Here is a 26,513-nt window from a genome sequence, read left to right as displayed (position 1 = left end):
CGGGCCCCGGCCCCGCTCAGTGCCGGGTGGTGGTGAGTGGGGAGGCGGGCGCGGCGACCGCTCGGTCCAGCACCTCCTCGATGCCGGTGAGCAGGCACGCCACGTCCTCGGGCGTGGCCGCGTGCCGGTTGTACTCGGCGGTGCCGCCGATCTCGCCGTCCCGCTCCACCAGGCCGACGCAGGCCAGGGCCGCGGCCGGGTCGGGGCTGTAGAGCTCCAGGTGGCGGGCGGGCGGCCCGGGCAGCTGGCCGACCTCGATGCCGGGCAGGTCCAGCGGCACGGCCGGGTAGTTGTGGAGGGCGAACAGGACGTTGTACGGCGGGGGCGTGCCGTCGCCGAACAGCACGTCCACGGGCAGGCGCTGGTGGGCCAGGGCGTCGGCCACCGCGGTGCGGGTGCGGTGCAGGAGCTCGCGGAAGGTGGGCCCGCCCGCGAGGTCGAGCCGGATCGGGACGACGGTGGTGTACTGCCCGACGGCGCCTTCGAGCGGTGCGGCGAACCGGCCGGCGGCCGGGGTGCCGATCACCACGGAGGTACGCCCGTCCCGGCGGGCCAGGACGACGGCGAGCGCGGCGAGGAGGGTCATGAACGGGGTGGCCCCCTCGGCCGCGCCCAGTTCCAGCCCGGCGTCGACGGGGCCGCAGGCCAGCCGTACGGGCAGGTGTCCGCGCTCGAAGCCGCCGGGGGCCCGGGGAGCGGGCGGGTCGGCGGCGAACACGGCCCGGCGGCGGCTGAGTTCGGCGGTGCCGTCCGGTCCGGCGAGCCAGCGGTGCTGCCAGTCGGCGTAGTCGGGGAACTGGAGTTCGGGCGGGGCGAGGCCCTCGGGGCCCTCGCGGTAGCCGGCGGCGAGGTCCGCGAGGAAGACCCCGGAGGACCAGCCGTCGAAGACCGCGAGGTGGGAGGCGAGGATCAGGACGTGCTCGTCGGGGCCGGTCCGCAGCAGCCGGAAGGCGCTGGTGCGGCCGCTCTCCAGGTCCAGGACGGTGGAGGCGCTCTCGGTGAGCTGCAGGACGGTCCGCTCCGCCGCGGCCTGCGGGGTGAAGCCCGACAGGTCGGCCCGGGTGAGCCGCAGGACCGGTTCCTCGTCCACGTGCAGCCGCGGCTGGTCGGCGGTGGAGCGGACCAGCCGGGTGCGCAGCGCCTCGTGGCGGCGCAGCACCCCGGTGAGGGCCTCGTTCAGCCGCTGCGGGTCGAGGGGGCCGGTCAGGCGGAGGGCGTGCGAGCCGGTGGCGACGGCCGGATGGGTGCGCTCCCGGCGCCACAGCCGGGTCTGGAGGGCGGTCGGCGGGACCGGCCCCGCGCCGGAGCGCGGGGCCGGGTGTGCGGGTACGGGCCGGCGGGCGGCCAGCATCAGGCGGGCGAGCTCGCGCTTGGCCTCGGGGAGCGCGGCGAGCGCTCCCTCCAGCCCGGCCGGTCCGGCCATCAGGGCCCCTCCGGCTGCTGGAGGGAGCCGAGGAGGGCGGCGGCCTCCTCGTCGCTCATGTTCTCGATCTGCTCGAAGACCGCGAGCAGCCGGTCCTGTTCACCGGCGGCCTCGGCCTTCGCCGCGCGGACGAGTTCGGCCAGGCCCGAGACGGTCGGGCGGCCGAAGAAGTCGGCGAGGGCGATGTCGATGCCGAAGAGGGCCCGGACCCGGGAGACCACGATGGTGGCCTGCAGGGAGCTGCCGCCGAGGGCGAAGAAGTCGCCCTCCACGTCCGGGTTCTGCCATTCCAGGAGCGGGGTGAGGATGTCGCGGCAGATCTGCTCCTCGACGGCGTCGCGCGGCGGGGTCCCGCCCTGTGCCGACTGCTCGGTGGGCAGCGGCAGCGCGGCGGTGTCGACCTTGCCGTGCGGGGTCAGCGGCAGCTCGTCCAGGACGACGACGACCGGGACCATGTAGCCGGGGAGCCGGACGGCCGTGTAGGCGCGCAGGCCTTCGGCGTCGGCGACCTCCGAGGCGTAGGAGCCGACCTGCTCGACGGTGACGTAGGCGGCCAGCATGCGCTCGCCGCCCGCGGCGGGCTGGGCCACCACGACGGCCTGCTGCACCGAGGGGTGCCCGGTCAGGACGGCCTCGACCTCGCCCGGCTCGATCCGGTGGCCGCGCACCTTGAGCTGGCGGTCGGTACGGCCGAGGAAGTCCAGGTTGCCGCCGGGCAGCCAGCGGACGAGGTCTCCGGTGCGGTAGAGGCGGGCGGTCTCGGGGCCGTCGGAGTAGGGGTTGTCCGCGAAGCGCTCGGCGGTGAGGTCGGGGCGGCCCAGGTAGCCGCGGGCCACGCCGGGGCCGGCCACGCACAGTTCGCCGGGGACGCCGGGCGGGACCGGCCGCAGCCGCTCGTCGAGCACGAAGGCCTGGTGGCCCGGCATGGGGCGGCCGATGGGCGGGTTGCGGTCGTAGCTGCCGGTGCAGTCCATCAGCGTGACAGCGACGGTGGCCTCGGTCGGGCCGTAGCCGTTGACGAACCGGCGCTCCCCCGCGGTCCATTCGGCGACCAGCCGGCCCGGGAAGGCCTCGCCGCCGACCGAGACCAGGCGCAGGTCGGGCAGGGCCGCCTGGTCCAGCAGCGGCAGGAGCGCGGGCGGGAGTTCGGCGACGGTGACCGCCTCCTCGCGCATCCGGGCCTGGAGCAGGGCGGGGTCGCGGCGTTCGTCGTCGGTGGCGATGACGAGGGAGCCGCCGGCGAGCAGGGTGGCGAAGATCTCGAAGACGGAGACGTCGAAGGTGAGGGGGGCGAACTGCAGGACCCGGTCCTCGGCCTTGATCTCGTAGGACTTGGCGATGGTGCGGGAGAAGTGGGTGACCGAGCGGTGCTCGATCATGACGCCCTTGGGGGTGCCGCTGCTGCCCGAGGTGTACAGCACGTAGGCGAGGTCGGCGGGGGTGGAGCTGACGGCGAGGGAGGGGACCTCGCGGACGGGGGCCGCGGTCCCGGTGTTCACCAGTTCCAGCGGTACGGGCAGCTGCGCGCTCTCGTCGACGAGGGCGTGGCGGACCTTTGCGTCGGCCAGGACGGTGCGGGTGCGCTCGGCCGGGGCGGCCGGGTCGACGGGGATGTAGTGGGCGCCCGCCTTGAGGACGCCGAGCACTCCGGCGACGGCGGCCGGGCCGCGGGCCACGCACACGGCGACCGGGTCGCCGTGTCCTACGCCGCGGTCGCGCAGCCGGTGGGCGATGGCCTCGGACCAGCGGTCGAGGGCGGCGTAGTCCAGCCGGGTGGCGCCGTGGCGGACGGCGACGGCGTCGGGGTGGATGGTGGCCCGCTCGCGGAAGGCGCGGTCGAGGGTGGTGGTCCAGGCGGTCTCGTCGACCGGACCGCCGCGGGACAGCTCGCGGGCGTGCCGGGAGGCTGCCGGCTCCTCCACCAGGCTGATGTCGCCGACCAGGAGGTCGGGGTTCTCGGCGACCTGCTCCAGGACCTGCCGGAAGGCGGCGAGGAGGGCGCTGGCCGTGCCGTGCCGGTAGAGGGAGGTGTTGTATTCGAGGGAGAGTTCCAGGCCGTCGTTCTCGCCGACGAGGAAGCTCATGTCGAACTTGGCTGCGCCGTCGTGCAGTTGGTCCATGGTGAACTCGACGTCCGCCGCCTGCGCCCGGTGGGTGCCCCAGCGGCCGAGCGAGGTGAACTCGATCTGGAAGAGCGGGTGGCGCAGCGGGTCGCGGACCGGCCGGACGGCCTCCACGACCTGCTCGAAGGGCAGTTCGCTGCTGGTGAAGGAGTCCATCACGGAGGCGGCGGTGCGGGTGACGAGCTCGCGGAAGGTGAGTCCGTCGGTGACCTCGGTCCGCAGGGTGATCATCTGGACGAAGCAGCCGATGACCTGTTCCAGGTCGGGGTGCGGGCGGGAGGCGCTGGCCGTGCCGACGACGACGTCCTCGGTCCGGGTCCAGTGCCGCAGCAGCGCGTTGAAGGCGGCCAGCAGGGTGGTGAAGACGGTGGTGCTGCCCGCGTCGGCGAGCTCGGTGAGCCGGTCCAGCAGCTTCTGGTCGAGGGTCAGCTTCAGGCCGCGGCCGTCGCCGCGGGTCTCGGGGCCGCGCGGGTGGTCGGGCATGACCTCGGTGGCGACGGCGCCGGCGAGGATCTGGCGCCATTTGGCGGCGAGCGCCCGGCCGTGCTCGTCGTTCTCCAGCTTCGCCCGCTGCCAGGCCGCGAAGTCGGCGTACTCGACGGCGAGTGCGGGGGCCTCGGGGCGCTGGCCCGCGGCGGCCGCGGCGTAGCTGGCGGTCAGTTCCTCGGTGAAGATCCGGGTCGAGCCCGGGTCCCAGGCGATGTGGTGGACGACCCAGAGCAGGACGTGGCGGTCCTCGGCGAGGCGTACGAGGTGGGCGCGGACGGGCGGGGCCGCGGCCAGGTCGAAGGGGGCGGAGGCGGCGGTCGCGGTGAGTTCGGCGAGTTCGCGGTCGGCGTCCTCGCTGCCCGACAGGTCGGTGCTCTGGACGCCGAGCACGAAGGAGGGGACGGGCTCCTGCCAGGGGACTCCGTCGATCTCGACGAGTTTGCTGTGGAGCACCTGGTGGCGGGCGACGACGGCGTTGAGCGCCTCGTGCAGGGCGGCCCGGTCCAGGGGTCCGCCCAGGGCTATGGAGAGGGCTATGTTGTTGCGGGCCTTGCCGGCGCCGAGCTTGTCGACGAACCACATCTGCTCCTGCTGGAAGGAGGAGCGGGAGCGCGGTCCGTGGTCGGCGCGCCCCAGTTCGACGCGGCGGCCGACGCCGGCCGTCATCTGGTTGCGCATCCTGCCCAGCAGCCGGGAGCGCTGTCCCTGGGGCAGGCGGCCGAGCCGTTCGGCGAGATCAGACATGGTTTCCTCCGTTGCGGTGCAGGTCTGCGAGCAGGGCGGCGAGCCGGTCGGGCAGGTGCTTGGCGAAGTAGTGGCGGCCTCCGGGGATCACGGCGAGCCGGACGTCGGCCGCGTACCGGCCCCAGGCGCGGTAGCCGTCCTCGTAACCCTCGGTGGCGTCGTCGGCGTCGCCGATGATGCAGGTGAGCGGGGTGGCCAGGGGCCGGTCGTAGCCGGCCGGGGTACGGGCGAAGAAGCGGGCGGCCTCGGTCATGTCGTGCCGCACCATCCGCAGGACCGCGGTGAGGTCGCGGTCGTCGAGGACCCCGTCGAAGCCGTCCATGGTGGTCAGGTAGGCGACGAGGTCGTCGTCGCCGGAGACGCGCTCCATCTCCAGGGCGTACTCCGGGTCCTCCTCGGGGAGGGCGGCGGCGAGGTCCAGGGCGATCGGCCGCTGTCCCATGCGTTCGAGGACGTGGGTGGTCTCCAGCGCGGTGACGACTCCGGCGCAGTGGCCGTAGACCGCGTACGGACCCTGCACGGTGCGGGCGATCTCCCCGGCGGCGAGCTCCGCGAACTCGGGGACCGGCAGCATCGGGCCGGGGCGCAGCGGGTCGTGGCCGGGCGGGGAGACGGCCAGGAGCTCGATGTGCGGCGGGAGCTGGGCCGCCAGCGGCTGGTAGGCGATGGCGTCGCCGCCGCCGTGCGGGAAGCAGACCAGGGTCAGCGTGGCGGTGCCGGCGGGGCGTTCGGGGGTGAGCCGGTGCAGGAGCCCGTGTGCCTGCGTTCCGGCGGCGCCGAGTTCGGCGGTGCGGGCGGCGAGGCCGGCCGGGGTCGGGTTGCTGAAGAGGTCGACGACGCGCAGGGCGGCGGCCCCGCCGTCGGGCAGGGCGGCCGCGACGGCCCGGACGGCGCGCACGGCGGCGAAGGAGTCCCCGCCCAGGGCGAAGAAGTCGTCGCCGGGGGCCACTTCGGCCACGCCGAGGACCTCGGCCCAGACGGCGGCGATCCGCAGTGCGACGGGATCACCGCCGGCCGGTGCGGCGGCGGGCCGGTCCGGGGCCGGGGCGGCGGGGCGCGGGTCGGGCAGGGCGCCCCGGTCCACCTTGCCGTTGGGGCTCAGCGGCAGCCTCTCCAGCAGCACCAGTTCCGCGGGGACGCAGTGCGGGGGCAGGACCGCGCCGAGCGCGGTCCGCAGGGCGGCGGTGTCCAGGTCGGCGCCGTCCTCGGGGACGACGTAGCCGACGAGGCGGTCCGAGCCGGCGGCGGAGCGCCGGGCGGCGACGACGGCCTCGCGGACGCCGGGGCGGTCGCGCAGCGCGCTCTCCACCTCGCCGGGCTCGATGCGGAGCCCGTTCAGCTTGATCCGGAAGTCGGTGCGGCCGAGTAGCTCGATGGTGCCGTCCGTGCCGTAGCGGGCCAGGTCGCCGGTGCGGTAGAGGCGTTCGGTGCGGCCCGGGGCAAGCTCGACGTGGACGAACTTCTCCTCGGTGAGCTCGGGCCGGTTCAGGTAGCCGCGGGCCAGTCCGACCCCGCCGAGGTGGAGTTCGCCGGGGACGCCGACGGGGACGAGGCGGTCGTGCGGGTCGAGGATGTAGGTGAGCTGGTTGGCCATGGGCCGCCCGTACGGAAGCTTCGTCCACTGCGGATCGACCCGGCCGACGCTGAACTCCACCGAGTGGATGGAGGCCTCGGTCGCCCCGCCGAGTGCCGCGAAGGACAGCTCCGGCGCGAAGGCGCGGATCCGGTCGGGCTGGGTGACGGGGATCCAGTCGCCGCCGAGGAACGCGGTGCGCAGCTTGGGCAGTCGGGGCCCGCCGGCGTGTTCGAGCTGGTCGACGAGGAGGCCGAGGAGGGCGGGGGCGGAGTTCCAGACGGTGACGCCGTGCCGCTCGACGAGGTCGGCCCAGTGTGCCGGGTCCTTGGCGGCGGCGGGGTCGGGCAGGACGAGCGTGCCGCCCGCCGACAGGATGCCGAGCGTCTCGTAGACGCTCATGTCGAAGCTGGGCGAGGACAGGGCGAGTACGGAGTCCGCGGGGCCGATGCCGTAGGAGCGGTTGAGGTCGAGGAGGTTGTTGACGACGCCGCGGTGTTCCAGGGCGATGCCCTTGGGGGTGCCCGTGGAGCCCGAGGTGAAGATCACGTAGGCGAGGTCCCGGGCGGTGACGGGCACGTCGGGCCGGGTCGCGGGGAGTTCGGCGAGCGCGGCCCGGTCGGTGTCCAGGAGCACCCGTGCGGTGCCGTCGGGGACGGGCAGCCTGCCGATGAGTTCGGCGTCGGAGACGACGATGGGCGGCGCGGAGTCCTTCAGCAGCAGGGCGAGGCGTTCGGCGGGGTAGTCCGGGTCGAGGGGTACGTAGGCCCCGCCGGCCTTGAGGACGGCGAGGATCGCGGTGACCAGGCCGGGGCCGCGGCGCAGGCACAGGGCCACGGTCCGGCCGGGGCCCGCACCCGACGCGGCGAGCCGGTGGGCGAGCCGGTTGGCGCGCTCCTCCAGTTCCCGGTAGGTGACGCTCCAGCCGCCGACTCCGCCGAGGACCACGGCGGGCGCGTCGGGCCGGCGGTCCGCGTGCTGCTCGAAGAGGTGGTGCAGGCAGGCATCCTGGGGGAAGGGGGCGCGGGTGGCGTTCCACTCGTCCAGGGCGGCGGTCCGCTCGGCGTCGGTGAGGAGCGGCAGGGCGGACAGCGGGGCGTCGGGGCGGCCGACGGCGCCTTCGAGGGTGGTGAGGAAGTGGCCGAGCAGCCGGTCCACGGTCGAGGCGTCGAACAGGTCGGTGGGGTACTCCACGAGGGCGCGGACCGCGGTGCCGGTGTCGTGGACGCTGATCATGAGGTCGTACTTGGTGGCGTGCGAGGAGAAGTCGATGGGCTCGGTGGCGAGGCCCGCGAGGCCGGGGGCGGTGTCGGGGGTCTCGTCGAGGAGGAACATCACGGAGGTCAGGGGCGGCCGGCTCGGGTCGCGGGGCAGTCCGAGCGCGTCGACGATGAGGTCGAAGGGCAGTTCCTGGTGCGCGTACGCCTGGAGGGTGGTGTGGCGGGTGGCCCGGACCAACTCGGCGAACCCGGGGTCCCCGCCGGTTCTGATGCGCAGCGGCAGGGTGTTGACGAAGAAGCCGATGAGCTCGCTGAAGGCGGGGTGGTCGCGGCCGGAGACGGACGTCCCGACGACGATGTCCTCCTGGCCGGTCCAGCGGCGCAGGGTGGCGGCGAAGCCGGCCAGCATCGTCATGTAGAGGGTGGCGCCCTCGGACTTGCCGAACTCCCGGAGCCGGGCGATGAGGTGGGGCGGGAGGTCGATGTAGCGGGAGGCTCCGGCGTGCCCGAAGACGGGGGGCCGGGGCCGGTCGGTGGGCAGGTCCACGGGTGCGGCTCCGCCGAGCTCCTCCTGCCAGAAGGAGGTGAGCGACTCCAGTCGGTCGCCGCTGACCCGGCGACGCTGCCAGGTGGCGAAGTCGGCGTACTGAAGGGCGAGCGGGGCGTTCGCGTCGGCGGGGGTCCCGGTGCGGGCCGCGTAGGCGCGCTCCAGTTCGGTGTAGAGGATCCGCATCGACCAGCCGTCGGTGACGATGTGGTGCAGGTTGAGCACGAGGACGTGGTCCTCGGCGCCGAGGCGGCCCAGGCGGGCCCGCAGCGGGACGGCGCCGGCCAGGTCGAAGGGGGCGCCGGCGTCCGCGTCGTAGAACGGCCGGACGGATTCCTCGTCGGGCAGCTGAGTCAGCGGCAGGGGCAGCCGGAAGCCGTCCACCACGCGGGGCACGGCCTCGGAGGCGCCCTCCTGGTAGGTGTAGACGGTGCGCAGGACCTCGTGGCGGTCGACGATGTCCTGGAGCGCCGCGTGCAGGGCGGGGACGTCGAGCGGGCCGCGGATGCGGGTGGCCACCGGCACGTTGTAGGCGGGGCTGCCGGGCTGGAGCTGGTCGATGAACCAGAGCCGACGCTGCGCGAAGGAGAGCACCGGCGGGTCGGCGGGGTCACGGGGTGCCGGCTCAGGGTCCTCCCGTACGGCGGCGCGCCCGCCGTTGCGGCCCGTCAGGGCCTGGAACAGTGCCCTGCGGGACTTCGGCAGTGCGGCTATGCGTTCGGCGAGGGACTCGCTCACCTTGAGCCTCCGTGCGTCTTCGGGAGAGGGAGTACGGCAGGGCGCGCCGCGGGAGCGCGGCGCGGGCGTGCGGGTGCGAGGTGCGGGCGTGCGGGTGCGCCCGTGCGGGCGGGGTGCGGGCCTCGGGAGCGGGTGCCGCTGGGCGGGCACCCGCTCCCGTGGGGCCGGGCCGGACCGTCAGGCGGTGATCCTGGTCTCGTCCGCCGCCGGAGATCCCTCCTCGGCGGCGTCGTCGCCGCCACCGGGCATTTCCTTGATCTTGGCGACCGGGCCGCTGAGCAGGGTCAGGCCGCCGATGATGGTGACGGCGCCGGCCACCGCGAGGCCGCCGGTCAGACCGATCGCCTCGCCGAGCGCACCGCCGGCGAAGTAGCCGAGGGACAGGGCGCCGTACACCGCGGAGAGCGCGGTTCCACTGACGCGGCCCATCTGCTCGTTCGGGGTGACACCCTGCACCAGGCTGAGGACGTGGATGTCGAACATCGGGGAGACGAAACCGATGATGGCCTGGACCACGATCAGTCCGACGAAGCCGCCGACCGCGCCGCCCGTCGGGACGAGGATGTAGCCGGCGCCGAGCACGACCGCGGTGATCACGAGCAGGCGGCCGACCGAGAGGCTCTTGGAGACGACCTCGGAGAGCACCGCGCCGACGATGACGAAGACCGACATGACGGCGAACGCGATACCGACCTGGCCGGGGCTGAGGTTCAGCTCCTTGTACGCGTAGACGATCAGGATGGCGTCACCCATCGCGGCACCGAGGTTGACCACGACGTTGGCGGTGAACAGGCCGCGCAGGACCGGGTTGCCGAAGAGGGTCTTCATGCCCTCCTTCATCTCCGCCTTCGCGGAGGCCTTCCGCTCCTCGGTCCGCTCGCGCACATCCCGGTGACGGATGATCAGCAGGGCGATGAGCGAGATGAGGAAGGTGAACGCGTCGGCGGTGATGGCGCGTGCGGCGCCGAGCAGCTGGATGAGTGCGCCACCGGCGCCGGCGCCGACCGCCTCGGCGACGCTGCGGCTGATCTGCAGCTTGGTATTGCCCTCGATGAGGTTCTCGGTGCCGATGAGCTGGGGCAGCCAGGACTGGTACGAGACCTCGAAGAAGGTGGTGAGGCAGCCGGTGACGCCGGCGACGATGAAGATGTGCGTCATGGTGACGGAGTCGAGCGCGAACGCCAGCGGGATCGTGGCCAGGGCCAGGAAGCGGCCCAGGTCGGCCACGATCATGACGGTGCGCCTCGATACCCGGTCGGCCACCAGCCCTGCGATGGGGGCGAGCAGCAGGAAGGGGAGGAAGCGCAGCGCGCCGAGCACGCCGACCTCCAAGGCTCCGCCGTCCAGCACCACGACCGCGAGGGTCGGTAGTGCGAGAAGGGAGATCTTGTCGCCGAAGTTGCTGACGGTCTGCCCGAACCACAGGCGATTGAAATCGGAATGCCGACCGAGTGCCATGTCGACGCCCTTTTCTGATTGGGTACGGAATTGTCGGACGGCACTGACGCTATGGACCCCGAGTTAGCGCCCGGTTATGAATTCCGGGACTATAGAACGCTTGTAGACATGCGATGAGTTCAGCTGGAGAAGCGTGCAATGTCGGCGCTCTCGCGGGCGATTCCGGCGGCCACGGCGGGGCTCGGGGGCTCCGTTCCGGGGAACGGTTCGACCTTGACCGGAGTTCCCCGGCGGCCGCCCGACCATGTGCCGACGGCCAGGCCGTCGACGACCACGGTGGCACGGATCTGCCCGCCGCCCGGCCACACCCGCCGTTCGTGCTCGGCGGGCACCGAGAGGTCCCGGCTGCGGTAGCCGACGAGGTAGTTGTCGTAGGCCGGCAGCAGCCGTACATCGGGTTCGCCGGAGACGGCCGGCTCCTCGGGAGCGGTCTCCCGGACGGCGGCCCAGGCGTTCTTGCCCGCCGTGGCCTTCAGCCCCGACCAGTGGACGAAGTCCAGTGCGTCGGAGGGCCCGTGGGCCGCGCGGTAGCGCCGGGCGAGTTCCCGTACGGCCGCTTCCCCGGTGTACGGCAGCGGCCCGGTGGCGGGCAGCCAGTCGTCGAGGAGGACGAAGGTGGCGTCGCCGTCCTGCTGGGGTCCGTGGCAGATGCGGCCGGCCAGGGCAGCGCGGCGGATGAGGTGGAAGGCGGACTGCCCCTTCGGTTCGACGCCGAGGGTGGTGAGCCGGTCGGTGAGCCGGGCGCGGGTCAGCGGGCCCTCCGCGGCGATCGCGTCGGTGATGAGGCGCTCCGAGCGCGTGCACAGGGCCTCGTCCAGGCCGAGTTCGCGCAGGCGCCGGGCGGCGAGCGCGAGGTAGACCGGGCCGAAGAGGTTCAGCAGCCAGCGGGCGTCGGCGGCGGGCACCAGCTGGAGGGTGCCGCGCATGAACCAGCCGCGCACGGCGGTGCGTTCGGTGTCGGTGGCGCGGCGCACCGCCTCCTGCGTCAGTCCGCGGGCCCGTACCCGCAGCCCGAGCTCCGCCGCGGGCAGGTCCTGGGCCTGGACGGCCAGCACCCGGTCCAGGACGGCGGCGACGGAGTCCTCCCGGACCTCGCCCCCGATCGCCTGTGCGCGCGCCCTGAGCAGCCGTTCGGTCGTACGTCGTTCCACGTGTCCAGTCTTTCAGCCGAGCAGCCGCAGCCGCATCTCCTCGCGGGCCGCCACGCATCCGACGGCTTCCGCTCCGCCCCAGTCCAGCAGCCGCCAGCCGTGCCAGCGCGGCGGCTCCTGCCCGTACACGGGAACGTCGAGGCGGGCCGGCTCATCCAGCGTGCCCGCCCCGACCTTGACCAGGGACTCCTTTCGTACCCACTGGCGCAGGAAGGCGCGCCGCGGGTGGGTGTCCGACCGCAGGGCGGCCAGTTCCTTCTCCGTGCAGACGGCCTCGGCCGTCCGCCAGTCCACCTCTCCCCCGTCGACGGCCTCCACGTCCACGCCGACGGGGCCGCCGGCCGCGGCTGCCGCGACCCAGCCCCGGGCGTGCGCGAGGCTGACGCCGGTGCCGGGCGCCTCGACGAGCCGCGGCCTGCCGTGCGGCCGGTCGCAGGAGCCGCAGCGCTGAACGACGGTGAGGCTCTGCGCCGGGCGGCCCAGGAGCCGCCCGGCGCAGAGCCGGACCAGTGCGTGCGCGGCCAGGAAGTCGTCCCGGTCGGCGGCCGACCGGAGGGCGCCGGCGCGGTCCAGTTCGGTACGGGTCAGCAGCTCCCGTACGTCACCGGCCGCGGCCAGCACCGCTCCGGTCGGCCCGGCCAGTGCGAGACCGGCCATCAGCGCCTGCGGCGCAGCACCGCGTAGTAGCCGGGCAGCCGCAGTGCGTCGGAGTCCGACTGGGGGTCGATGGCGTGCAGTTCTATCGCCTCGTCCTCGACGATCTCCCAGCCGTCGGCGCCGAACGCCTCGGCGAGTTCGGGCCGGGTGAAGCGGTGCGAGTGCCGGACGCCGGCCGCCTCCAGCGGGCCGACCAGGTCCTCGGCGCGGCCGCGCTTGCCGCCCACGAAGCCCAGGTAGCCGAAGGAGTTGCTGGAGTAGTCGGGCTCGTGCACGATCAGCGTGCCCTCGTCGCCCAGCAGCCGGTCGGCGACCGCGGCGAGCCGGGCCCGGGCCTCGGTGTCCAGGACGTGGAAGACACCGCGGACGAAGATGTTGTAGGGCCCCTCCCCCAGCGCCGCGGCCTGGTCGGCGTCGGTCATGTCGATCGCCAGGTAGTCGACGTTCGCCACGCCCTCGGCCTCGCGCTTGGCGTGGTCGATGGCGCTGACGGAGACGTCGACGCCGATGACCGACGGGTAGTGCGGGGCGAGTTCGCGGCTGTAGCGGCCGTTGCCGCAGCCGAGGTCGATGAGCGGCAGGTCGCCGCGGAAGTGGCGCTGAGCCTGGTCGAGGAGCCACTGGAACTCCTCGCCGCTGTCGGCGTCCCAGATGACGTCGCCGCCGCGGCCGGTGCGGCTGATGCCGGCCCAGTAGCGCTCCCAGGCGTCGCCCGTGTCGCGCTCCTCGGCCCTGCCCGCGTCGGTGCCCTCCTCGCCGGGCGGCGGGGAGTACTGCTCCCAGACGCCGTCCTCGCCGAGGGCCTCCAGCAGGGCGGTGAACTCGTCGAACATGGAGTCGATGAGGCCGTCCGGGTAGACGGCGGGCAGGTAGTCCCAGTTGAAGGTGAGTCCTTCGGGCTTCTCGAAGACCTGGAAGTCGAGGGAGACCTGGGGGGTCTGGGAGATGCCGTAGACCGGGGCGCCCAGCTCGGTCTCCTCGTACTGCGGCGGGTGGCCGGCCAGGCTGGTCATCACCACGGGCATGGCAGGGGCGAGGGAGCCGCGCAGCTTGGTCAGCTCGCGCAGGACCTGCACGCCGCTGAAGTAGCGGTGCTCCAGGTCGGCCCAGAGGCGGCGCTGGACGGCCTGTGCGCGTCCGGCGAAGGTGGAGTCCTGCTGTTCGACGGCGAGCAGCAGGGTGGTCGTGGTGTCCGCGAGCAGGGCGTTGACCTGCGGGTGCAGCGGAAGCCGGTTGAAGAGCGGGAAGTTGATGGTGAAGCGGGCCTGTCCGGAGGCCCGGCCGAGGATCTCGGCGTAGGCGGCGGCCAGTACCCCGGAGGGGGTGACCTCGCGGGCGTGCGCCCGCTCCTGGATGCGGGTCCACAGCTCCGGGGAGACGACGTGGCTGCGCCGCTCGAACCGGACCGGCAGCTCGGCGGCGTCGGCCGGGCGCGCGGGCAGTTCGGGGGCGGGCGGGAGGGTGGCGAGGCGGTCGCGCCAGTACCACTCGGAGCGGCGGTAGATCTCGCTGTCGCGCAGGGAGTTGCCGACGGCGAGCACGTAGTCGCGGAAGGTCAGCTCCAGCGGGGCGAGTTCGGCGTCCGGTTCCACGTAGTAGGTGACCAGGTCGGGGATGAGGACCTGGAAGTAGCTCCAGGCGTCGGCGACGAGGAAGTCCAGTGAGAGGTGGATCCGGGCCCGGCCGCCGCCGAGCAGGCTGATCCGCACGTCGAACAGCGGCCAGGCGTCGGCGTCGAGGACCTGGTGGGACAGCTTCTCGCGCAGGTCGGCCAGTTCGGCCGTACGGGTCTCCTCGTCGAGGCCGCCGAAGTCGGTGACGGGGATGTCGTACGCCGGGATCTCCTCGAAGACCTGCTGGGTGCCGTCGGGCAGGACCCGGGTGCGCAGGGCGTCGTGGCGTTCGACGAGGCGGCGCCAGGCGTCCTCGAAGCGGGGTACGTCGAGCTTCTCGCTCTCCCACTCGAAGTAGCCGTGGCAGCCGACGTTGCCGAGTTCGACGAGTCCGCCGCGGCCGATCCACAGGGCCTGCTGGCTCTCGGTCAGCGGGAAGGGCTCGAAGCGGGCCGCCGGGTCGGGGACGATCGCGGGGAGTCCGCCGAAGGAGGCGCGGCCGCCGGCGCGTTCGGTGGTGACGAGGGTGGCGAGCTCGGCGACGGTGGGGCAGGTGGACAGGTCGGAGAGGCTCAGCTCGACCCCGTAGCGGCGGCGGATCTCGTCGATGAGCTGGAAGGCGAGCAGCGAATGGCCGCCCAGCTCGAAGAAGTTGTCGTGGATGCCGACGCCGTCGGTGCGGAACGCGTCGGCCCACAGGCGGCTCAGGCCGTCCTCGACCTCGTTGCGCGGAGCCTCGTAGCCGGCGCCGACGCCGTCGCGGCCCTCGGGGGGCTCGGGCAGGCTGCGGCGGTCGACCTTGCCGTTGGGCAGCCGCGGGAGGGCGGGCAGGACGACGACGGCTGCGGGAACCATGTAGTAGGGCAGGGTCCGGGCGACCTCGGCGCGTACGGCGGCCGAGTCGGGTTCGGCCCCGCCGGCCGGGGACACGTACGCGATGAGCCGCTTGTCGCCGGGGCCGCGCTCCTGGGTGACGACGACGGCCTCGGCGATGTCGTCGAGGCGGGCGATGTGCGTCTCGACCTCGCCGAGCTCGACGCGGAAGCCGCGGATCTTGACCTGGGAGTCGGAGCGGCCGAGGAGTTCGACGGCGCCGTCCTCGCGACGGCGGGCGAGGTCGCCGGTGTCGTAGAGCACCGGGTGCGGGTCGTCGGGCAGGAAGTTGGGGAGGAACTTGGCGGCGGTGAGTTCGGGGCGGCCGTGGTAGCCGGCGGCGACCCCGGCCCCGGAGACGTGCAGCCGGCCGACCTCGCCCTCGGGGACCGGGCGGCCTTCGTCGTCCAGGAGGTGGACGCGGAGGTTGGCGATGGGCACGCCGACCGGGACCTGCCGGGTGGCGCGGACCTCCTCGGAGGTGGCCTGGCTGGTGAAGTCGGTTCCGGCGCCGAGGTCGAGGCAGGACAGGACGTTGGTGGTCTCGGTGGTGCCGTACGTCATCACCACGCGGAAGGGGGTGTCCACGGGCGGCCAGCTGTGGACGCGCTCGGCCGTGGTCACCAGGATCCGCAGCGCCGTGTCCGCGGGCCACTGCAGGCCCCACACGGGCTCGGCCAGCGCGGCCACCAGCATGGTGTGGGTGATGCCCTCGCCGGCCAGCCAGTCGCGGATCTGCTCGGGGGTCTGTGCCTGGCCCGCCTCGGGGATGTGGATCGCGGCGCCGGCCGGCAGGTAGGCGAGCCACTCCATGATCTGCACGGCGAAGCCGGGGGTGGACATCCAGGAGGCGCGGTCGCCGGGGCGGACCCCGTAGGCGCGCGTGGTCCAGTGGACCAGGTTGGTGAGCGCGCCGTGCCGCTCCAGGACGGCCTTGGGGGTGCCGGTGGAGCCGGACGTGTAGATGAGGTGGCTGACGGTGTCGGGCCCGGTCACGGACGCGGTCGCGGTGTCCGGGTGGCCCTGTCCGGCGGTGGCGACCTCGGCCCGCGGGACGTCCTCGGGTATCCGGCGGGCGAGTTCGGCCGGGGTGAGCACGAGCAGCGGATCGGCGTCGGCGATCATCGCGGCGAGCCGGTCGTCGGGGTTGACCGGGTCGAGGGCGACGATCGCGGCGCCCGTCTTGAGGATCGCCAGGGAGCCGAGGACGTACTCGGCGCTGCGCGGGTAGCAGAGGCCGATCCTGGTCCCGGGACCGGCGCCGCGGGCGATCAGCGCGTGCGCCAGACGGTTGGTGGCGGCCTGGAGTTCGGCGTACGTCCAGGTGCGGTCGCCCTGCGCGAGCGCCGTGGCCGTGGGGGTGCGGGCGGCCTGTCCGGCGAGGAGTTCCGGGTACCCGGTCGTGGGGAACGCGGCGTCCGAACGGTTGGAGTCGACGAGTGCGGTGGTCACAGTACGGGCCCTTTCTTACTTCGCGAAGGCTCGGCTGCGCAGCAGCCGCACGGGGAGACTGTTGATCCCCCAGGTGAAGTTGGACGAGTTGAAGGTGGCGGGACCGGTCAGTTCGAACCCGTCCAGTACGGCGAGCATCTCGGTGAGCAGGGCGCCGAGTTCGAAGCGGGCGAGGCGGGCGCCCAGGCAGAGGTGGCGGCCGTGCCCGAAGGCGACGTGCCGGTTGGGGCGGCGGTCGACCCGGAAGGAGTGCGGGTCGGCGAAGACGTCCTCGTCCCGGTTGGCCGAGACGTTCCACAGCGTCACCCGGGCGCCCGCGGCGATGGGGATCCCGTTGATCTCGGTGTCGCGGGCGGCGGTGCGCAGGGCGTGCACCCCGGGCGTGGTCCAGCGCAGGATCTCCTCGACCGCCGGGGCGATGCCGTCCTGGCCGAGGGCCCGCAGCAGCCGCCACTGGTCGGGGTGCTCGGCGAACATGTGGACCGCGCCGGCCGCCGAGTAGCGGGTGGTCTCGTTGGCACCGGACAGGACGCCGTTGAGGTTGAAGACGATCTCGTGGTCGCTGAGGGGGCGTTCGGTGCCGTCGCCCTCGTCCACGAGGGTGTCGTGGGCGATCTGGCTGACCAGGTCGGCGCCGGGGCGGGCCCGGCGCTCGGCGAGCAGTTCGATGAAGTAGAGGAAGATTTCCGAGTGGGCGCTGCTGCGGACCGCTTCGTCCGGGGAGTCGAAGGCGTCGGTGGTCAGGGCGCCGATCCAGGCCCAGTCGGCGCGCGGGATGCCGAGGATGGCGCAGACCACCCGGTTGGGCAGTTGTTTGGCGAGGTCGATGAAGTCCAGTTCGTCGCGTTCGGCGGCCTCGGTGACCAGGTCGGCGACGACCTGCTCGACGAGGGCCTCCAGGCGCGGCATCTGCTGCGGGCCGAAGGCCTGTCCGAGGGCCCGCTTGAGGCGGGTGTGGTGCGGGACGTCGGAGACGATGAGCATGCGCTGGGCGACCGCGGCGACGGCGGCGGGGTCGCTGCCCAGCCGCATCCCGCGGGCCGACAGGAAGGTGTCGCTGTCGGCGTAGGCCTTCATGATGTCGCGGTGCCGGCTGAGCGCCCAGAAGCCGCCGTCGTCGCTGCCGGGTTCGGGGTGCCAGTGGACCGGCGAGTTGGCGCGCAGCCAGGTGAACGTCGGCCAGAAGTCGTTGCGGCCGAAGGGGCCCGGGTCGAGCAGGTCGATCTCCATCTCAGGCTCCTCGCAGGCTGAGCGGGCGGATGTCGGGCCAGTGGGCGTCGACGAAGGCGGCGCATTCGTCCTCGGTGCCGTCGAAGCCGGCCGGCGTCCAGCCGTCGGGCGTCTCGCGCGTGGCGGGGTACAGCGCGTACTGCCCCTCGTGGTTCACGAGGACCTGGTGGGTGGTGGGCACGGTGTCCTCCGGGCTCGGGCCGATGGGTGCGGGCGGGCTGTCAGGCGGTCGGGGCGAGGGAGGCGCCCTCGCCCCGCAGCAGGGCGCTCAGGTGGTCGAGTACGGGCTGCGGGCGGCGCAGTACGGCGTGGTGTCCGCCGGTGGTGGTGTGCCGGGTGAACCCGGCGGTGGTGACCGCCGCCCAGCCGTCCAGGTCGGCCGCGCTGACGGTCTCGTCGCCGTCGGCGCCCCAGGCGTGCACGGGTACGGAGAGGCGGGTGCCCGGCGTGTGGACGTAGCTCAGGGACAGCTGGGCGTCCTTGCGGAGCATCCCGACCATCAGGGCCCGGGTGTCCTCGTCGAGCAGGCGGGGGTCGAGGTCTGCCGTGTCGAAGAGCTTGTCCAGCTCCTCCCCGTCGTCGACGATGCCGCGGCCGGCTCCGGTCCAGTGGCCGGGGGCCCGGCAACCGCTGATCACGAGGGCGCGCGGGGTGACCCGGCGGGAGACCTCGTAGCCGAGGAGACCGCCGAAGCTGTGGCCGAAGACGATCAGCGGCCGGCTCCCGACGGTGGACACCAGTTCGGCCACGATGGCCTCTACGGCCTCGTCGAAGGTGTCCGGCATGGGCTCGCGCCAGCGGTTCTCCCGTCCCGGCAGCTGTACGCCGTGCACCTGCGCGGTGCCTTCCAGCGCGGGCTGCCAGGCACGGAACTGCTGGCAGCCGGCCCCGGCCGGGGGCAGGCACAGCAGCACGGGCAGGGCCGGGTCGGCGGGGTCCGCCGTCCAGGTGGAGATCCAGGTACCCATGGCCTACGCCCCTTCGGCGGCACCGGCCGCGACGGCTGCGGGCGCGCCCTGTTCGGCTGCGAGCCGGTCGATCTCGGCGGCCACGTCGGCGACCGTCGGCCGGGCCAGCAGCGCCCCCAGGCCGACGCGCAGTCCGGTGGTGCGGCGCAGCTCGGAGACCGCGCGGGCGGCGGCCAGGGAGTGCCCGCCCAGGTCGAAGAAGTCCGCGTCGGGGCCGGGGACCTCGGTGGCCAGCACCTCGGCCCACACGGTCATCACGGTGCGCTCGCTCGCGCTCACCGCGCCGCCCCCGGCCGCACCGGATCCGTCGCCGCGCTCCGGCTCCTCCAGGGCCCGGGCCAGCGCCGCACGGTCGGCCTTTCCGGTGCTCAGGGTCGGGATCCGGTCCAGTACCCGCACCGTGGCCGGTACCGCCGCGGCGGGCAGCAGCTTGCGGCAGCGCTCCACGACCCGGGTGGCGAGCCCGGCCGGGTCGGCGACGCCGGGCGCCGCGACGACCGCGAGGCCGAGGGTCTGGCCCGCGGCCAGCGGGCAGCAGGCGGCGGCGACGACCTCGGGGAGTTCGGCGGCGACGCGCTCCACCTCGCCGAGCTCGATGCGGTGGCCGCGGATCTTCACCTGGTCGTCCCGGCGGCCGCGGTACTCCAGTTCGCCGCCGTCACGGCGGATCACCACGTCCCCGGTGCGGTACATCCGGGTGCCGCCGCCCTGGAACGGGTCGGGCAGGAAGCGGCTGGCCGTGAGTCCGGGGCGGCCCCGGTAGCCGCGGGCGACGGCGGGCCCGCCGAGGTAGAGCTCGCCCTCGGTACCCGCGGGCACCGGCCGCAGCTCCTCGTCCAGCACGTACGCCCGGTAGCCGGGCAGCGGTCGTCCGATGCTGGTCACGTCGTCCCCTCGTCGGCTGTCGGCCCAGGTGGCGGCGATGGTCACCTCCGTCGGCCCGTACACGTTGAGCAGCCGGCGGTCCCGGGCGAACCGCTCGGCCAGGGCGGCCGGGCAGGCCTCCCCGGCGACGACGACCACCTCGGCGGAGTCGAGTCCCGCGCCGTGGGCGGCGAGCAGCGACGGGGTGAGGGAGACCGTGCGCAGTCCGGCGGGCAGCGGCTCGCGCCCCTCCGCGGCGGCCTGGCGCAGTCCGTCGAGGGAGAGGTCGGTGAGGGCCACCCCCTGGCCGTGGACGAGGTAGAGCAGGGTGCACCAGAGCCAGCCGTCGAAGGCGGGCGAGACGGCGTTGAGTCCGAGTCCGCCGGCGGGCAGGCCGAGTCCGCGGAGGGCCTCGACGAAGGTGTCCAGGCCGCGGTAGGTGACCTCGACGCCCTTGGGTCGACCGGTGGTTCCGGAGGTGTAGATGAGGTAGGCGCAGCTGTCGGGTGCGGGCGGGGACACGGCGAGCGCACCCGGGGCGCCGCGGCGGACCTCGCGGGGGGTGAGCAGGACGGTCCCGCCCGCTTCCAGGCCGGCGGGTACCGCGGGGGCGACGAGGACGGCGGCCCCGGCGTCGCGCAGGACGCCGCCGAGGCGTTCCACGGGGTGCCCGGGGTCCAGCGGCACCGCGGTCCCGCCCAGGCTCCAGACGGCGAGCAGGGCGGGCACGCTCTCCCGGGACCGGCCCAGCAGGAGCCCGACCGAGGTCTCCGGGCCGACCCCGGCGCGGGCGAGGGCGGCGGCGTACCGGGCGGTGCGGGCGGTCAGCGCCGCGTAGGTGAGGTTGCCGTCCACGGCCTTGACCGCGGTCTCGTTCGGCTGTTCGCGGGTCCAACGTTCCAGGCGGGCGAACAGCGGCGGGAGCCCGCCCGGGGCGTTCGCCCCGGCCGGCCCGGCATGGGGCTCGGTCATCCGTCGTTCCTCTCGGTGTCCGCGGGGCGGGCGGCCTCGGTGGCCCGCAGCCGCGGGCCGACCACCTGGCCCCCCGCGCCCTGCGGGAGCTGCATCGACTTGGTCTCCAGAAAGGCCTCCAGCCCGGCCGTGCCGCACTCGCGCCCGATCCCGGACTGCTTGAAGCCGCCGAAGGGCGCGGCCGGGTTGAACTGGCCGCCGTTCACGTCGACCAGGCCGGAGCGGAAGCGGCGCGCCATCCGCTCGGCGCGGGCGTCGTCGCCGGACCAGACCGCGCCGTGCAGCCCGTAGCGGGTGCCGTTGACGATCCGGACGGCCTGCTCCTCGTCGTCGTAGGGGATGACGGACAGCACCGGCCCGAAGATCTCCTCCTGGGCGATCGTGGTGAGCGGGTCGACGTCGGCGAAGACCGTCGGCCGGACGTAGTAGCCGGTGTCCAGGCCGGCGGGCCGGTCGGGGCCGCCGTGGACCAGGCGGGCTCCGCCCTCCTCGGCGCCGCGGCGGACGTATCCGGTGACGCGGGCGTGCGCGGCGGCGGACACCAGCGGGCCGAGGTCGGTCGCGGGATCGCGCGGATCCCCGGTGACGTAGCCCTCCATGGCCCGGACGGCGAGCTCGACGGCCTCGTCCTGGTGCTCGCGCGGCACCAGCAGGCGGCTCCACTGCAGGCAGGTCTGGCCGGTGTTGAAGAGCATCTGGTCGACGGTGGCGGCGACGGCCGGGGCCAGGTCGGCGTCGTCGAGGACGAGGCTGGCGTTCTTGCCGCCGAGTTCGAGGTGGACGCGCTTGACGCGGTCGGCGCCGAGCGCGGAGACGTCGCGTCCGGCCCGGGTCGAGCCGGTCAGGGAGACCACGTCGACCAGCGGGTGGGTGACCAGCGCCGTGCCGACGGTGTCGCCGGTGCCGACGACCATGTTGAAGACGCCGGGCGGCAGGTCGGCGTCGGCGATGGCCTCGGCGAGCAGCCGGGCGTGCAGCGGGGTGATCTCGCTCGGCTTGTGCACGACGGTGCAGCCGGCCGCGAGCGCCGGGAGGATCTTCTGCACGGTGAGCAGCAGCGGGGTGTTCCACGGGGTGATGCAGGCGGCCACTCCGGCGGCCTCGCGCACGACGAGCGAGTGGCCCACCCGCTCCTCGAAGGCGTAGGAGGCGGCGGTCTCGACGCAGTGCGCGGCCATGCCGAGGGACAGTCCGACGTGGGTGTGGCGGGCCATCCGGGCGGGTGCGCCGACCTCGGCGGTGATGATGTCGGCGAAGCGGTCGGCGCGTACCTCCATGGCCTCGACGACCCTGCGCAGCAGAGCGGTCCGTTCGCGCAGCGGGGTGGCCGCCCAGCCCTCGAAGGCCGCGGCGGCGGCACGGGCCGCGAGGTCGGCGTCCCGGGCGGTGCCGGCGGGCACGGTGGCCAGGGCGCGCTCGGTGGCGGGGTCGGTCACGACGAGGCGGCCCTCGGCCTCGGAGGCCACCCAGGCGCCGCCGATCCACTGGTCGGTGTAACGGGGCGGCAGGGGGGCCGCGTTCGGTTCGCCGCCGGGTGGTCTGGAGTCCTGTGGCGCGGTCGGCACGGTCAGCACGGTCACGGTGGGTTCCTCACTCGGTCACGGGATTCACGGGCTCGCTGAACAGCTGCGTCGGTCACGCGGTCACGCGGTCGCGGGGTCCGCGGTGCGGGCCAGGACGGCCGGGGCCCGGTTGTCGGGCCGGGCCCTGCGGACGGGGCGGGCCAGGGCGGGGCCCCGGACCTCCGCGCTCCACGGGGGTGTTCCGGGCTGGCGCCCGGCGGGCCGCAGGGCGCGGACCGTGGCGGGGGCGCCCCCGACGGAGGCCGGGGCCTGAGCGGGGGCGGCGCCGCGGGCGGCGGCCGGGATCAGGGTGCGCAGCAGCCGCTGGGTCTCGTGGCCGGGTGCCACGGCCAGCTCGTCGCGCATCCGGCGGGCGCACAGCTCGTACCAGCGCCGTACGCAGGCCAGTTCGCCGCGGCGGCCGTGTGCCGCCATCAGCGCGCGGTAGGTCTCCTCGTGGTGGCGGTCGATCTCCAGCGTGCGCTTGCAGAGCCCGATGAGCTCCACGAAGTCCTCGCGGTCCTCGGCGTCGGCGCGCAGCACGCCCAGGGCGCGCAGGACCAGCGCCCTGAGGTACTCGCGCTGTTCGACGACCCAGTCGGCGTTCTCGCCGCGCAGGAACTCGCCGCCGTACAGGGCGATCGCCGCCCGCAGCCGGGTCCGGGCGAGCGCGGTGTCTCCGGCGGTGGCGGCCCGCAGGCCGGCGTGCACGAGCTCCTGGAAGCGGTCGAGGTCGGACCACAGGCCGGCGACGTGCAGGACGTAGCCGAAGTCGCGGTAGACCAGCTGGATCCCGGAGTCCCCGGGGCGGTCGGGGTGGGCGTCCAGCACCCGGCGCAGGGCGTGGGCGGCGACCTTGAGCGAACTGCCCGCGGTGCTGTCGGTGCCGGGCCACAGGGACTCGTAGAGCCGGTCGCGGGTGAGCATCTGGCCGCGGTGGACCACGAGGTACTGGAAGAGGCCGCGGGCCTTGCCGGCCCGCCAGCGGCGTACGGGGGTGCCGTTCACGGTCAGCTCGAAATCGCCCAGGAAGCGGACGCGTACCGCCGGCCCCGCTGTCTCGGTCGCTGCGGTGGTCATCGCGTCCTCCCGGTCGTCGTCCCGCCTGCCGCTCTGCCTGCGAAGAGTCTGTTCGGAGGGTCTATATCGGGCCTACAACGGCCGGATCTTTGCGGTGTAGGGCGGTGATAGGGCGTTTTTCGACACTGATGAGCACGACCACCCGAACCCCCGAACCGCCGACTCCGAAATGAGGGCTGTTTCATGACCAGCACCGACACCCGGCTTCAGAAGGTCGTCATCCTGGGAGGCGGCACGGCCGGCTGGATGACGGCCGCGTATCTCGGCAAGGCGCTCCAGGGAACGGTCGACATCACCGTGCTCGAGGCGCCGACGATCCCCCGCATCGGGGTCGGCGAGGCGACCGTGCCCAATCTCCAGCGCTCGTTCTTCGACTACCTCGGGATCGCCGAGGACGAGTGGATGCGGGAGTGCAACGCCAGCTTCAAGATGGCCGTGCGCTTCGTGAACTGGCGCACCGACGGGCAGGGCGAGTCGACGGCCCGGGAGCTGCCGGGCGGCGGCCCGGACCACTTCTACCACCCCTTCGGGCTGCTGCCGGACTACGACCAGACGCCGCTGTCGCACTACTGGTTCAAGCGCAAGTACGAGGGCCGCACCACCGAGCCGTTCGACTACGCCTGCTTCCGCGAGCCCCCCGTGATGGACGCGATGAAGGCCCCGCGCTGGCTCGACGGCCGCCCGGCGACCCGGTACGCCTGGCACTTCGACGCCCAGCTGGTGGCCGACTTCCTGCGCCGCTTCGCCACCGAGAAGCAGGGCGTGAACCATGTCCAGGACGAGATGGTCCGGGTCGAGCAGGACTCCCGCGGGTACGTCACGACGCTGCACACCAAGGGCGGGCTGGCGCTGGACGCCGACCTGTTCGTGGACTGCTCGGGCTTCCGCGGGCTGCTGATCAACCAGGCGCTGCAGGAGCCGTTCATCGACATGAGCGACCACCTGCTGTGCGACAGCGCGGTGGCCACGGCCGTCCCGCACGACGACGCGGCGGGCGGGGTGGAGCCGTACACCTCGGCGATCGCCATGTCGTCGGGCTGGGCCTGGAAGATCCCCATGCTGGGCCGCTTCGGCACCGGCTACGTGTACTCCAGCAAGTTCGCCGACCAGGACACCGCCACCCGCGAGTTCGCGGACATGTGGGGCCTGGACGTGGAGGAGACGAAGTTCAACCACATCCGCTTCCGGGTCGGCCGCAACCGCCGCGCGTGGGTGAAGAATGTCGTCAGCATCGGCCTGTCGTCCTGCTTCCTGGAGCCGCTGGAGTCGACCGGCATCTACTTCATCACGGCCGCGATCTACCAGCTGGCCAAGCACTTCCCGGACAAGACCTTCAACGAGGGTCTGGTCGACAGCTTCAACCACGAGATCGAGGTGATGTTCGACGACACCCGCGACTTCATCCAGGCGCACTTCTTCTACGCGCCGCGCAACGACACGCCGTTCTGGCAGGCCAACAAGAAGCTGGTCCTCCCCGACAACATCAAGCAGAAGATCTCCGCCTACAAGGCCGGTCTGCCCATCAACTCCCCGATCACCGACGAGTCCACGTACTACGGCAACTTCGAGGCGGAGTTCCGCAACTTCTGGACCAACGGCAGCTACTACTGCATCTTCGCCGGCCTCGGTCTGGAGCCGGACGCCCCGCTGCCCACCCTCGCGCACCGGCCCGAATCGGTGGCCGGCGCCGAGCCCCTCTTCGACACCGTCAAGCGCCAGCAGCAGAACCTGCTGGAGACCCTCCCCAGCGCGTACGACTACCTGCGCCAACTGCACGGCGCGTAAGGCCCTCCGCGACCGCGGCCCGGCAGCACGGCTCTTGGCCGGCTGCCGGGCCGCAGTCGCTTCCAGCCACCTCAGGAGTCAGACATGCCCCACCGCTCCGCGCCCCATCCCGCCGCGCCGGACGAGTCGGCAAGAGACCGCCGCGCGGACCTCCGGCCCTTCATGGCCGCCTTCCCCAGCGGGGTGTCCATCGTCACCACCCTGGATTCGGACACCGTGCCCCATGGCCTGACCTGCAGTTCCGTCGCGAGCGTCGCACTCGATCCGCCCACGCTGGTGGTGTGCGTACGGGCGGCGAGCCCGACCCTCGCGGTGATCCTCGACCAGGGTGCCTTCGCCCTCAACCTGCTGCACGAGCGGGCCCGCGGCGCCTCCGACCTGTTCGCCTCCGGTGCGCCCGACCGCTTCGAGCGCGTCGAGTGGCGGCTGCCGCTGGGTGCGGGCGGGCCGCACCTGACCGCGGACACGCACGCCGTCGCGGACTGCGCCGTGGTCCGGACCGTGGGCTTCGGGGACCACACCGCCGTGTTCGCCCAGGTCCACCGGGTGACCGTACGGGAGGATCCGCAGCCCCTGCTGTACGGCCTGCGCCGGTACGCCCAGTGGTCGCAGGCGGCCGCGATACCACCGCCGGCCGCCCACCTCGACCCGTCCGCCGCCCTGCGCCCCGGAGCCCCCGAAGGAGACGCCCGTGTCGTCCGCTGACCCGCTGCCCGCGCTGCTGGTCGCCGTCCCGGCGGTGATCCTCGCCTGCCAGGTCGGCGCCTCCGTCTGCCGCCGGTTCGGCCAGCCCCCGGTGGTGGGCGAGATCGCCACCGGAATCCTGCTCGGCCCGTCCCTGCTGGGCTGGATCTGGCCGCAGGCCCAGCACGCGCTGTTCCCGGCGTCCGTCCTGCCGTACACCTCGGTCCTCGGACAACTCGGCCTGCTCGCCTTCATGTTCCTCGTCGGGCTGGAGCTCGATCTGAAGAGCCTGCGCGGCCACACCCGCGTGGCCGTCGCGGTGAGCCAGGCCGGGATGCTCCTGCCGCTGGCCCTGGGCGCACTCCTCGCGATAGCCATGTACGACGGATTCGCCCCGGACGGCGTGGGCCGGATGCCGTTCATCCTGTTCATGGCGGTGGCCATGAGCATCACGGCCTTCCCGGTCCTGGCCCGGATCCTCATCGACCGGGGCCTGTACGGGACGCCGCTCGGGGCACTCGCCATGGCCTGCGCGGCCGTGGACGACGTCGTCGCGTGGTGCCTGCTGGCCCTGGTGGTGGCCCTCTCCTCGGCCGGGTCACCGATGGAGGCGGCCACCACGGCCGGGCTCGCCGTGGCCTTCACGCTGTTCATGCTGTACGCGGTACGGCCGCTGCTGGCCCGCTGGGCGGGCCGCGCCGACCGCACCGGGGACGCGGCGGTTCTGGTGGCGCTGTTCAGCGGACTGAGCGTGTCCGCGCTGGCCACCGACCTGATCGGCGTGCACGCGCTGTTCGGCGCGTTCCTGTTCGGCGTGATCACCCCGCGCGCCGGGGGCCGCATCGAGGTCTCGGCGGCCCGGCTGCGCGCCTTCACCGTGCCCGTGCTGTTGCCGCTGTTCTTCGTACACACGGGCCTGCGCACCGACATCGGGGGGCTGACGGCCTCGCCCGAGCTGTGGCTCTGGACGGCCGCGATCCTGGCGGTCGCCTTCCTCGGCAAGTGGGGCGGCGCCTCGGGCGCGGCGCGCGCCTGCGGAAGACCGTGGCGGGAGGCCCTGTCGATCGGCGCCCTGATGAACTGCCGGGGGCTGACGGAGCTGGTGGTGCTCAATGTCGGACTGGAACTGGGCGTCATCGGACCGCAGTTGTTCACCATGCTCGTGCTGATGGCGCTGGTGACGACGGCGATCACCAGCCCGGCGCTCACCCGGCTGCGCGCCAAGGAGTCCCCCGGGCCGGACGGGGCCCTGGCCCCGCCCGAGAGCGCCCTCTCCCGACCCTGACGACCGGACCCGGCCGGCGGGT

The 26,513-nt window shown here is 73.7% G+C and carries 16 protein-coding genes; 3 read left to right on the top strand and 13 right to left on the bottom strand.

Going from position 1 to position 26,513, the window contains the following annotated elements; genetic code table 11:
- Positions 1 to 16 precede the first annotated feature (16 nt).
- The 13 genes from E6U81_RS19165 to E6U81_RS19105 form a co-directional block, all read right to left on the bottom strand.
- Positions 17 to 1,423 carry a condensation domain-containing protein gene (locus tag E6U81_RS19165; protein ID WP_136231314.1) on the bottom strand — a complete coding sequence of 469 codons (1,407 nt, stop codon included), beginning with the start codon at positions 1,421 to 1,423 and terminating at the stop codon, positions 17 to 19.
- Positions 1,423 to 4,779 (bottom strand): non-ribosomal peptide synthetase, encoded by a 3,357-nt coding sequence (locus tag E6U81_RS19160; RefSeq protein WP_136231313.1) that lies wholly within the window; start codon positions 4,777 to 4,779, stop codon positions 1,423 to 1,425. Before E6U81_RS19160 ends, E6U81_RS19165 begins: the two co-directional genes overlap by 1 nt.
- The gene (locus tag E6U81_RS19155; protein ID WP_136231312.1) at positions 4,772 to 8,857 is read right to left on the bottom strand and encodes a non-ribosomal peptide synthetase; all 4,086 of its coding nucleotides are present in this window, start codon (positions 8,855 to 8,857) and stop codon (positions 4,772 to 4,774) included. The genes E6U81_RS19160 and E6U81_RS19155 overlap by 8 nt, the downstream gene beginning before the upstream one ends.
- 177 nt (positions 8,858 to 9,034) lie before the next feature.
- Positions 9,035 to 10,315, bottom strand: a complete 1,281-nt coding sequence (locus tag E6U81_RS19150; RefSeq protein ID WP_136231311.1) for an MFS transporter — start codon at positions 10,313 to 10,315, stop codon at positions 9,035 to 9,037.
- A 119-nt stretch (positions 10,316 to 10,434) separates the two neighbouring features.
- Positions 10,435 to 11,466 carry a winged helix DNA-binding domain-containing protein gene (locus tag E6U81_RS19145; protein WP_136231310.1) on the bottom strand — a complete coding sequence of 344 codons (1,032 nt, stop codon included), beginning with the start codon at positions 11,464 to 11,466 and terminating at the stop codon, positions 10,435 to 10,437.
- Between the two features lie 12 nt (positions 11,467 to 11,478).
- Complete coding sequence (locus E6U81_RS19140) at positions 11,479 to 12,123, bottom strand: 4'-phosphopantetheinyl transferase family protein (protein ID WP_136231309.1); 645 nt, start codon at positions 12,121 to 12,123, stop codon at positions 11,479 to 11,481.
- Positions 12,123 to 16,061, bottom strand: coding sequence for a non-ribosomal peptide synthetase (locus E6U81_RS19135; RefSeq protein WP_136231308.1), 3,939 nt, complete (start codon positions 16,059 to 16,061; stop codon positions 12,123 to 12,125). The genes E6U81_RS19140 and E6U81_RS19135 overlap by 1 nt, the downstream gene beginning before the upstream one ends.
- Positions 16,062 to 16,076: 15 nt before the next feature.
- The gene (locus tag E6U81_RS19130; protein WP_136231307.1) at positions 16,077 to 17,291 is read right to left on the bottom strand and encodes a cytochrome P450; all 1,215 of its coding nucleotides are present in this window, start codon (positions 17,289 to 17,291) and stop codon (positions 16,077 to 16,079) included.
- Between the two features lies 1 nt (position 17,292).
- Positions 17,293 to 17,472 carry an MbtH family NRPS accessory protein gene (locus E6U81_RS19125; RefSeq protein WP_030657510.1) on the bottom strand — a complete coding sequence of 60 codons (180 nt, stop codon included), beginning with the start codon at positions 17,470 to 17,472 and terminating at the stop codon, positions 17,293 to 17,295.
- 40 nt (positions 17,473 to 17,512) lie between these two features.
- Positions 17,513 to 18,259: an alpha/beta fold hydrolase gene (locus tag E6U81_RS19120; protein ID WP_136231306.1), complete on the bottom strand. Its 747-nt coding sequence runs from the start codon at positions 18,257 to 18,259 to the stop codon at positions 17,513 to 17,515.
- 3 nt (positions 18,260 to 18,262) lie between these two features.
- Positions 18,263 to 20,095 carry a non-ribosomal peptide synthetase gene (locus E6U81_RS19115; RefSeq protein WP_136231305.1) on the bottom strand — a complete coding sequence of 611 codons (1,833 nt, stop codon included), beginning with the start codon at positions 20,093 to 20,095 and terminating at the stop codon, positions 18,263 to 18,265.
- Positions 20,092 to 21,603, bottom strand: a complete 1,512-nt coding sequence (locus E6U81_RS19110) for an aldehyde dehydrogenase family protein (RefSeq protein WP_136231446.1) — start codon at positions 21,601 to 21,603, stop codon at positions 20,092 to 20,094. The genes E6U81_RS19115 and E6U81_RS19110 overlap by 4 nt, the downstream gene beginning before the upstream one ends.
- Before the next feature lie 135 nt (positions 21,604 to 21,738).
- Positions 21,739 to 22,737 carry a BTAD domain-containing putative transcriptional regulator gene (locus E6U81_RS19105; protein WP_136231304.1) on the bottom strand — a complete coding sequence of 333 codons (999 nt, stop codon included), beginning with the start codon at positions 22,735 to 22,737 and terminating at the stop codon, positions 21,739 to 21,741.
- Between the two features lie 183 nt (positions 22,738 to 22,920).
- Between E6U81_RS19105 and E6U81_RS19100 the strand changes: the two genes are divergently transcribed.
- From E6U81_RS19100 to E6U81_RS19090, 3 genes are all read left to right on the top strand, one after another.
- Positions 22,921 to 24,522 carry a tryptophan halogenase family protein gene (locus E6U81_RS19100; RefSeq protein WP_136231303.1) on the top strand — a complete coding sequence of 534 codons (1,602 nt, stop codon included), beginning with the start codon at positions 22,921 to 22,923 and terminating at the stop codon, positions 24,520 to 24,522.
- 84 nt (positions 24,523 to 24,606) lie between these two features.
- A complete protein-coding gene (locus E6U81_RS19095) occupies positions 24,607 to 25,227 on the top strand; it encodes a flavin reductase family protein (protein WP_136231302.1) in 621 nt (206 codons plus the stop codon).
- Positions 25,214 to 26,491 carry a cation:proton antiporter gene (locus E6U81_RS19090; protein ID WP_136231301.1) on the top strand — a complete coding sequence of 426 codons (1,278 nt, stop codon included), beginning with the start codon at positions 25,214 to 25,216 and terminating at the stop codon, positions 26,489 to 26,491. The genes E6U81_RS19095 and E6U81_RS19090 overlap by 14 nt, the downstream gene beginning before the upstream one ends.
- Positions 26,492 to 26,513: the final 22 nt, after the last annotated feature.

Origin of the sequence: Streptomyces sp. A0592 (genome assembly GCF_004795115.1) — a bacterium.
Lineage (GTDB): Bacteria > Actinomycetota > Actinomycetes > Streptomycetales > Streptomycetaceae > Streptomyces > Streptomyces erythrochromogenes.
The sequence above is the reverse complement of the archived record's forward strand: the minus strand, read 5'-3'. Positions and strand labels throughout refer to the sequence as shown.

Excerpts from the sequence above, each read along its gene's own strand:
- E6U81_RS19165 (WP_136231314.1), bottom strand. The coding sequence starts at position 1,423 with ATGGCCGGACCGGCCGGGCTGGAGGGAGCGCTCGCCGCGCTCCCCGAG.
- E6U81_RS19160 (WP_136231313.1), bottom strand. The coding sequence starts at position 4,779 with ATGTCTGATCTCGCCGAACGGCTCGGCCGCCTGCCCCAGGGACAGCGC.
- E6U81_RS19150 (WP_136231311.1), bottom strand. The coding sequence starts at position 10,315 with ATGGCACTCGGTCGGCATTCCGATTTCAATCGCCTGTGGTTCGGGCAG.
- E6U81_RS19140 (WP_136231309.1), bottom strand. The coding sequence starts at position 12,123 with ATGGCCGGTCTCGCACTGGCCGGGCCGACCGGAGCGGTGCTGGCCGCG.
- E6U81_RS19130 (WP_136231307.1), bottom strand. The coding sequence starts at position 17,291 with ATGGAGATCGACCTGCTCGACCCGGGCCCCTTCGGCCGCAACGACTTC.
- E6U81_RS19120 (WP_136231306.1), bottom strand. The coding sequence starts at position 18,259 with ATGGGTACCTGGATCTCCACCTGGACGGCGGACCCCGCCGACCCGGCC.
- E6U81_RS19115 (WP_136231305.1), bottom strand. The coding sequence starts at position 20,095 with ATGACCGAGCCCCATGCCGGGCCGGCCGGGGCGAACGCCCCGGGCGGG.
- E6U81_RS19105 (WP_136231304.1), bottom strand. The coding sequence starts at position 22,737 with ATGACCACCGCAGCGACCGAGACAGCGGGGCCGGCGGTACGCGTCCGC.
- E6U81_RS19100 (WP_136231303.1), top strand. The coding sequence starts at position 22,921 with ATGACCAGCACCGACACCCGGCTTCAGAAGGTCGTCATCCTGGGAGGC.
- E6U81_RS19095 (WP_136231302.1), top strand. The coding sequence starts at position 24,607 with ATGCCCCACCGCTCCGCGCCCCATCCCGCCGCGCCGGACGAGTCGGCA.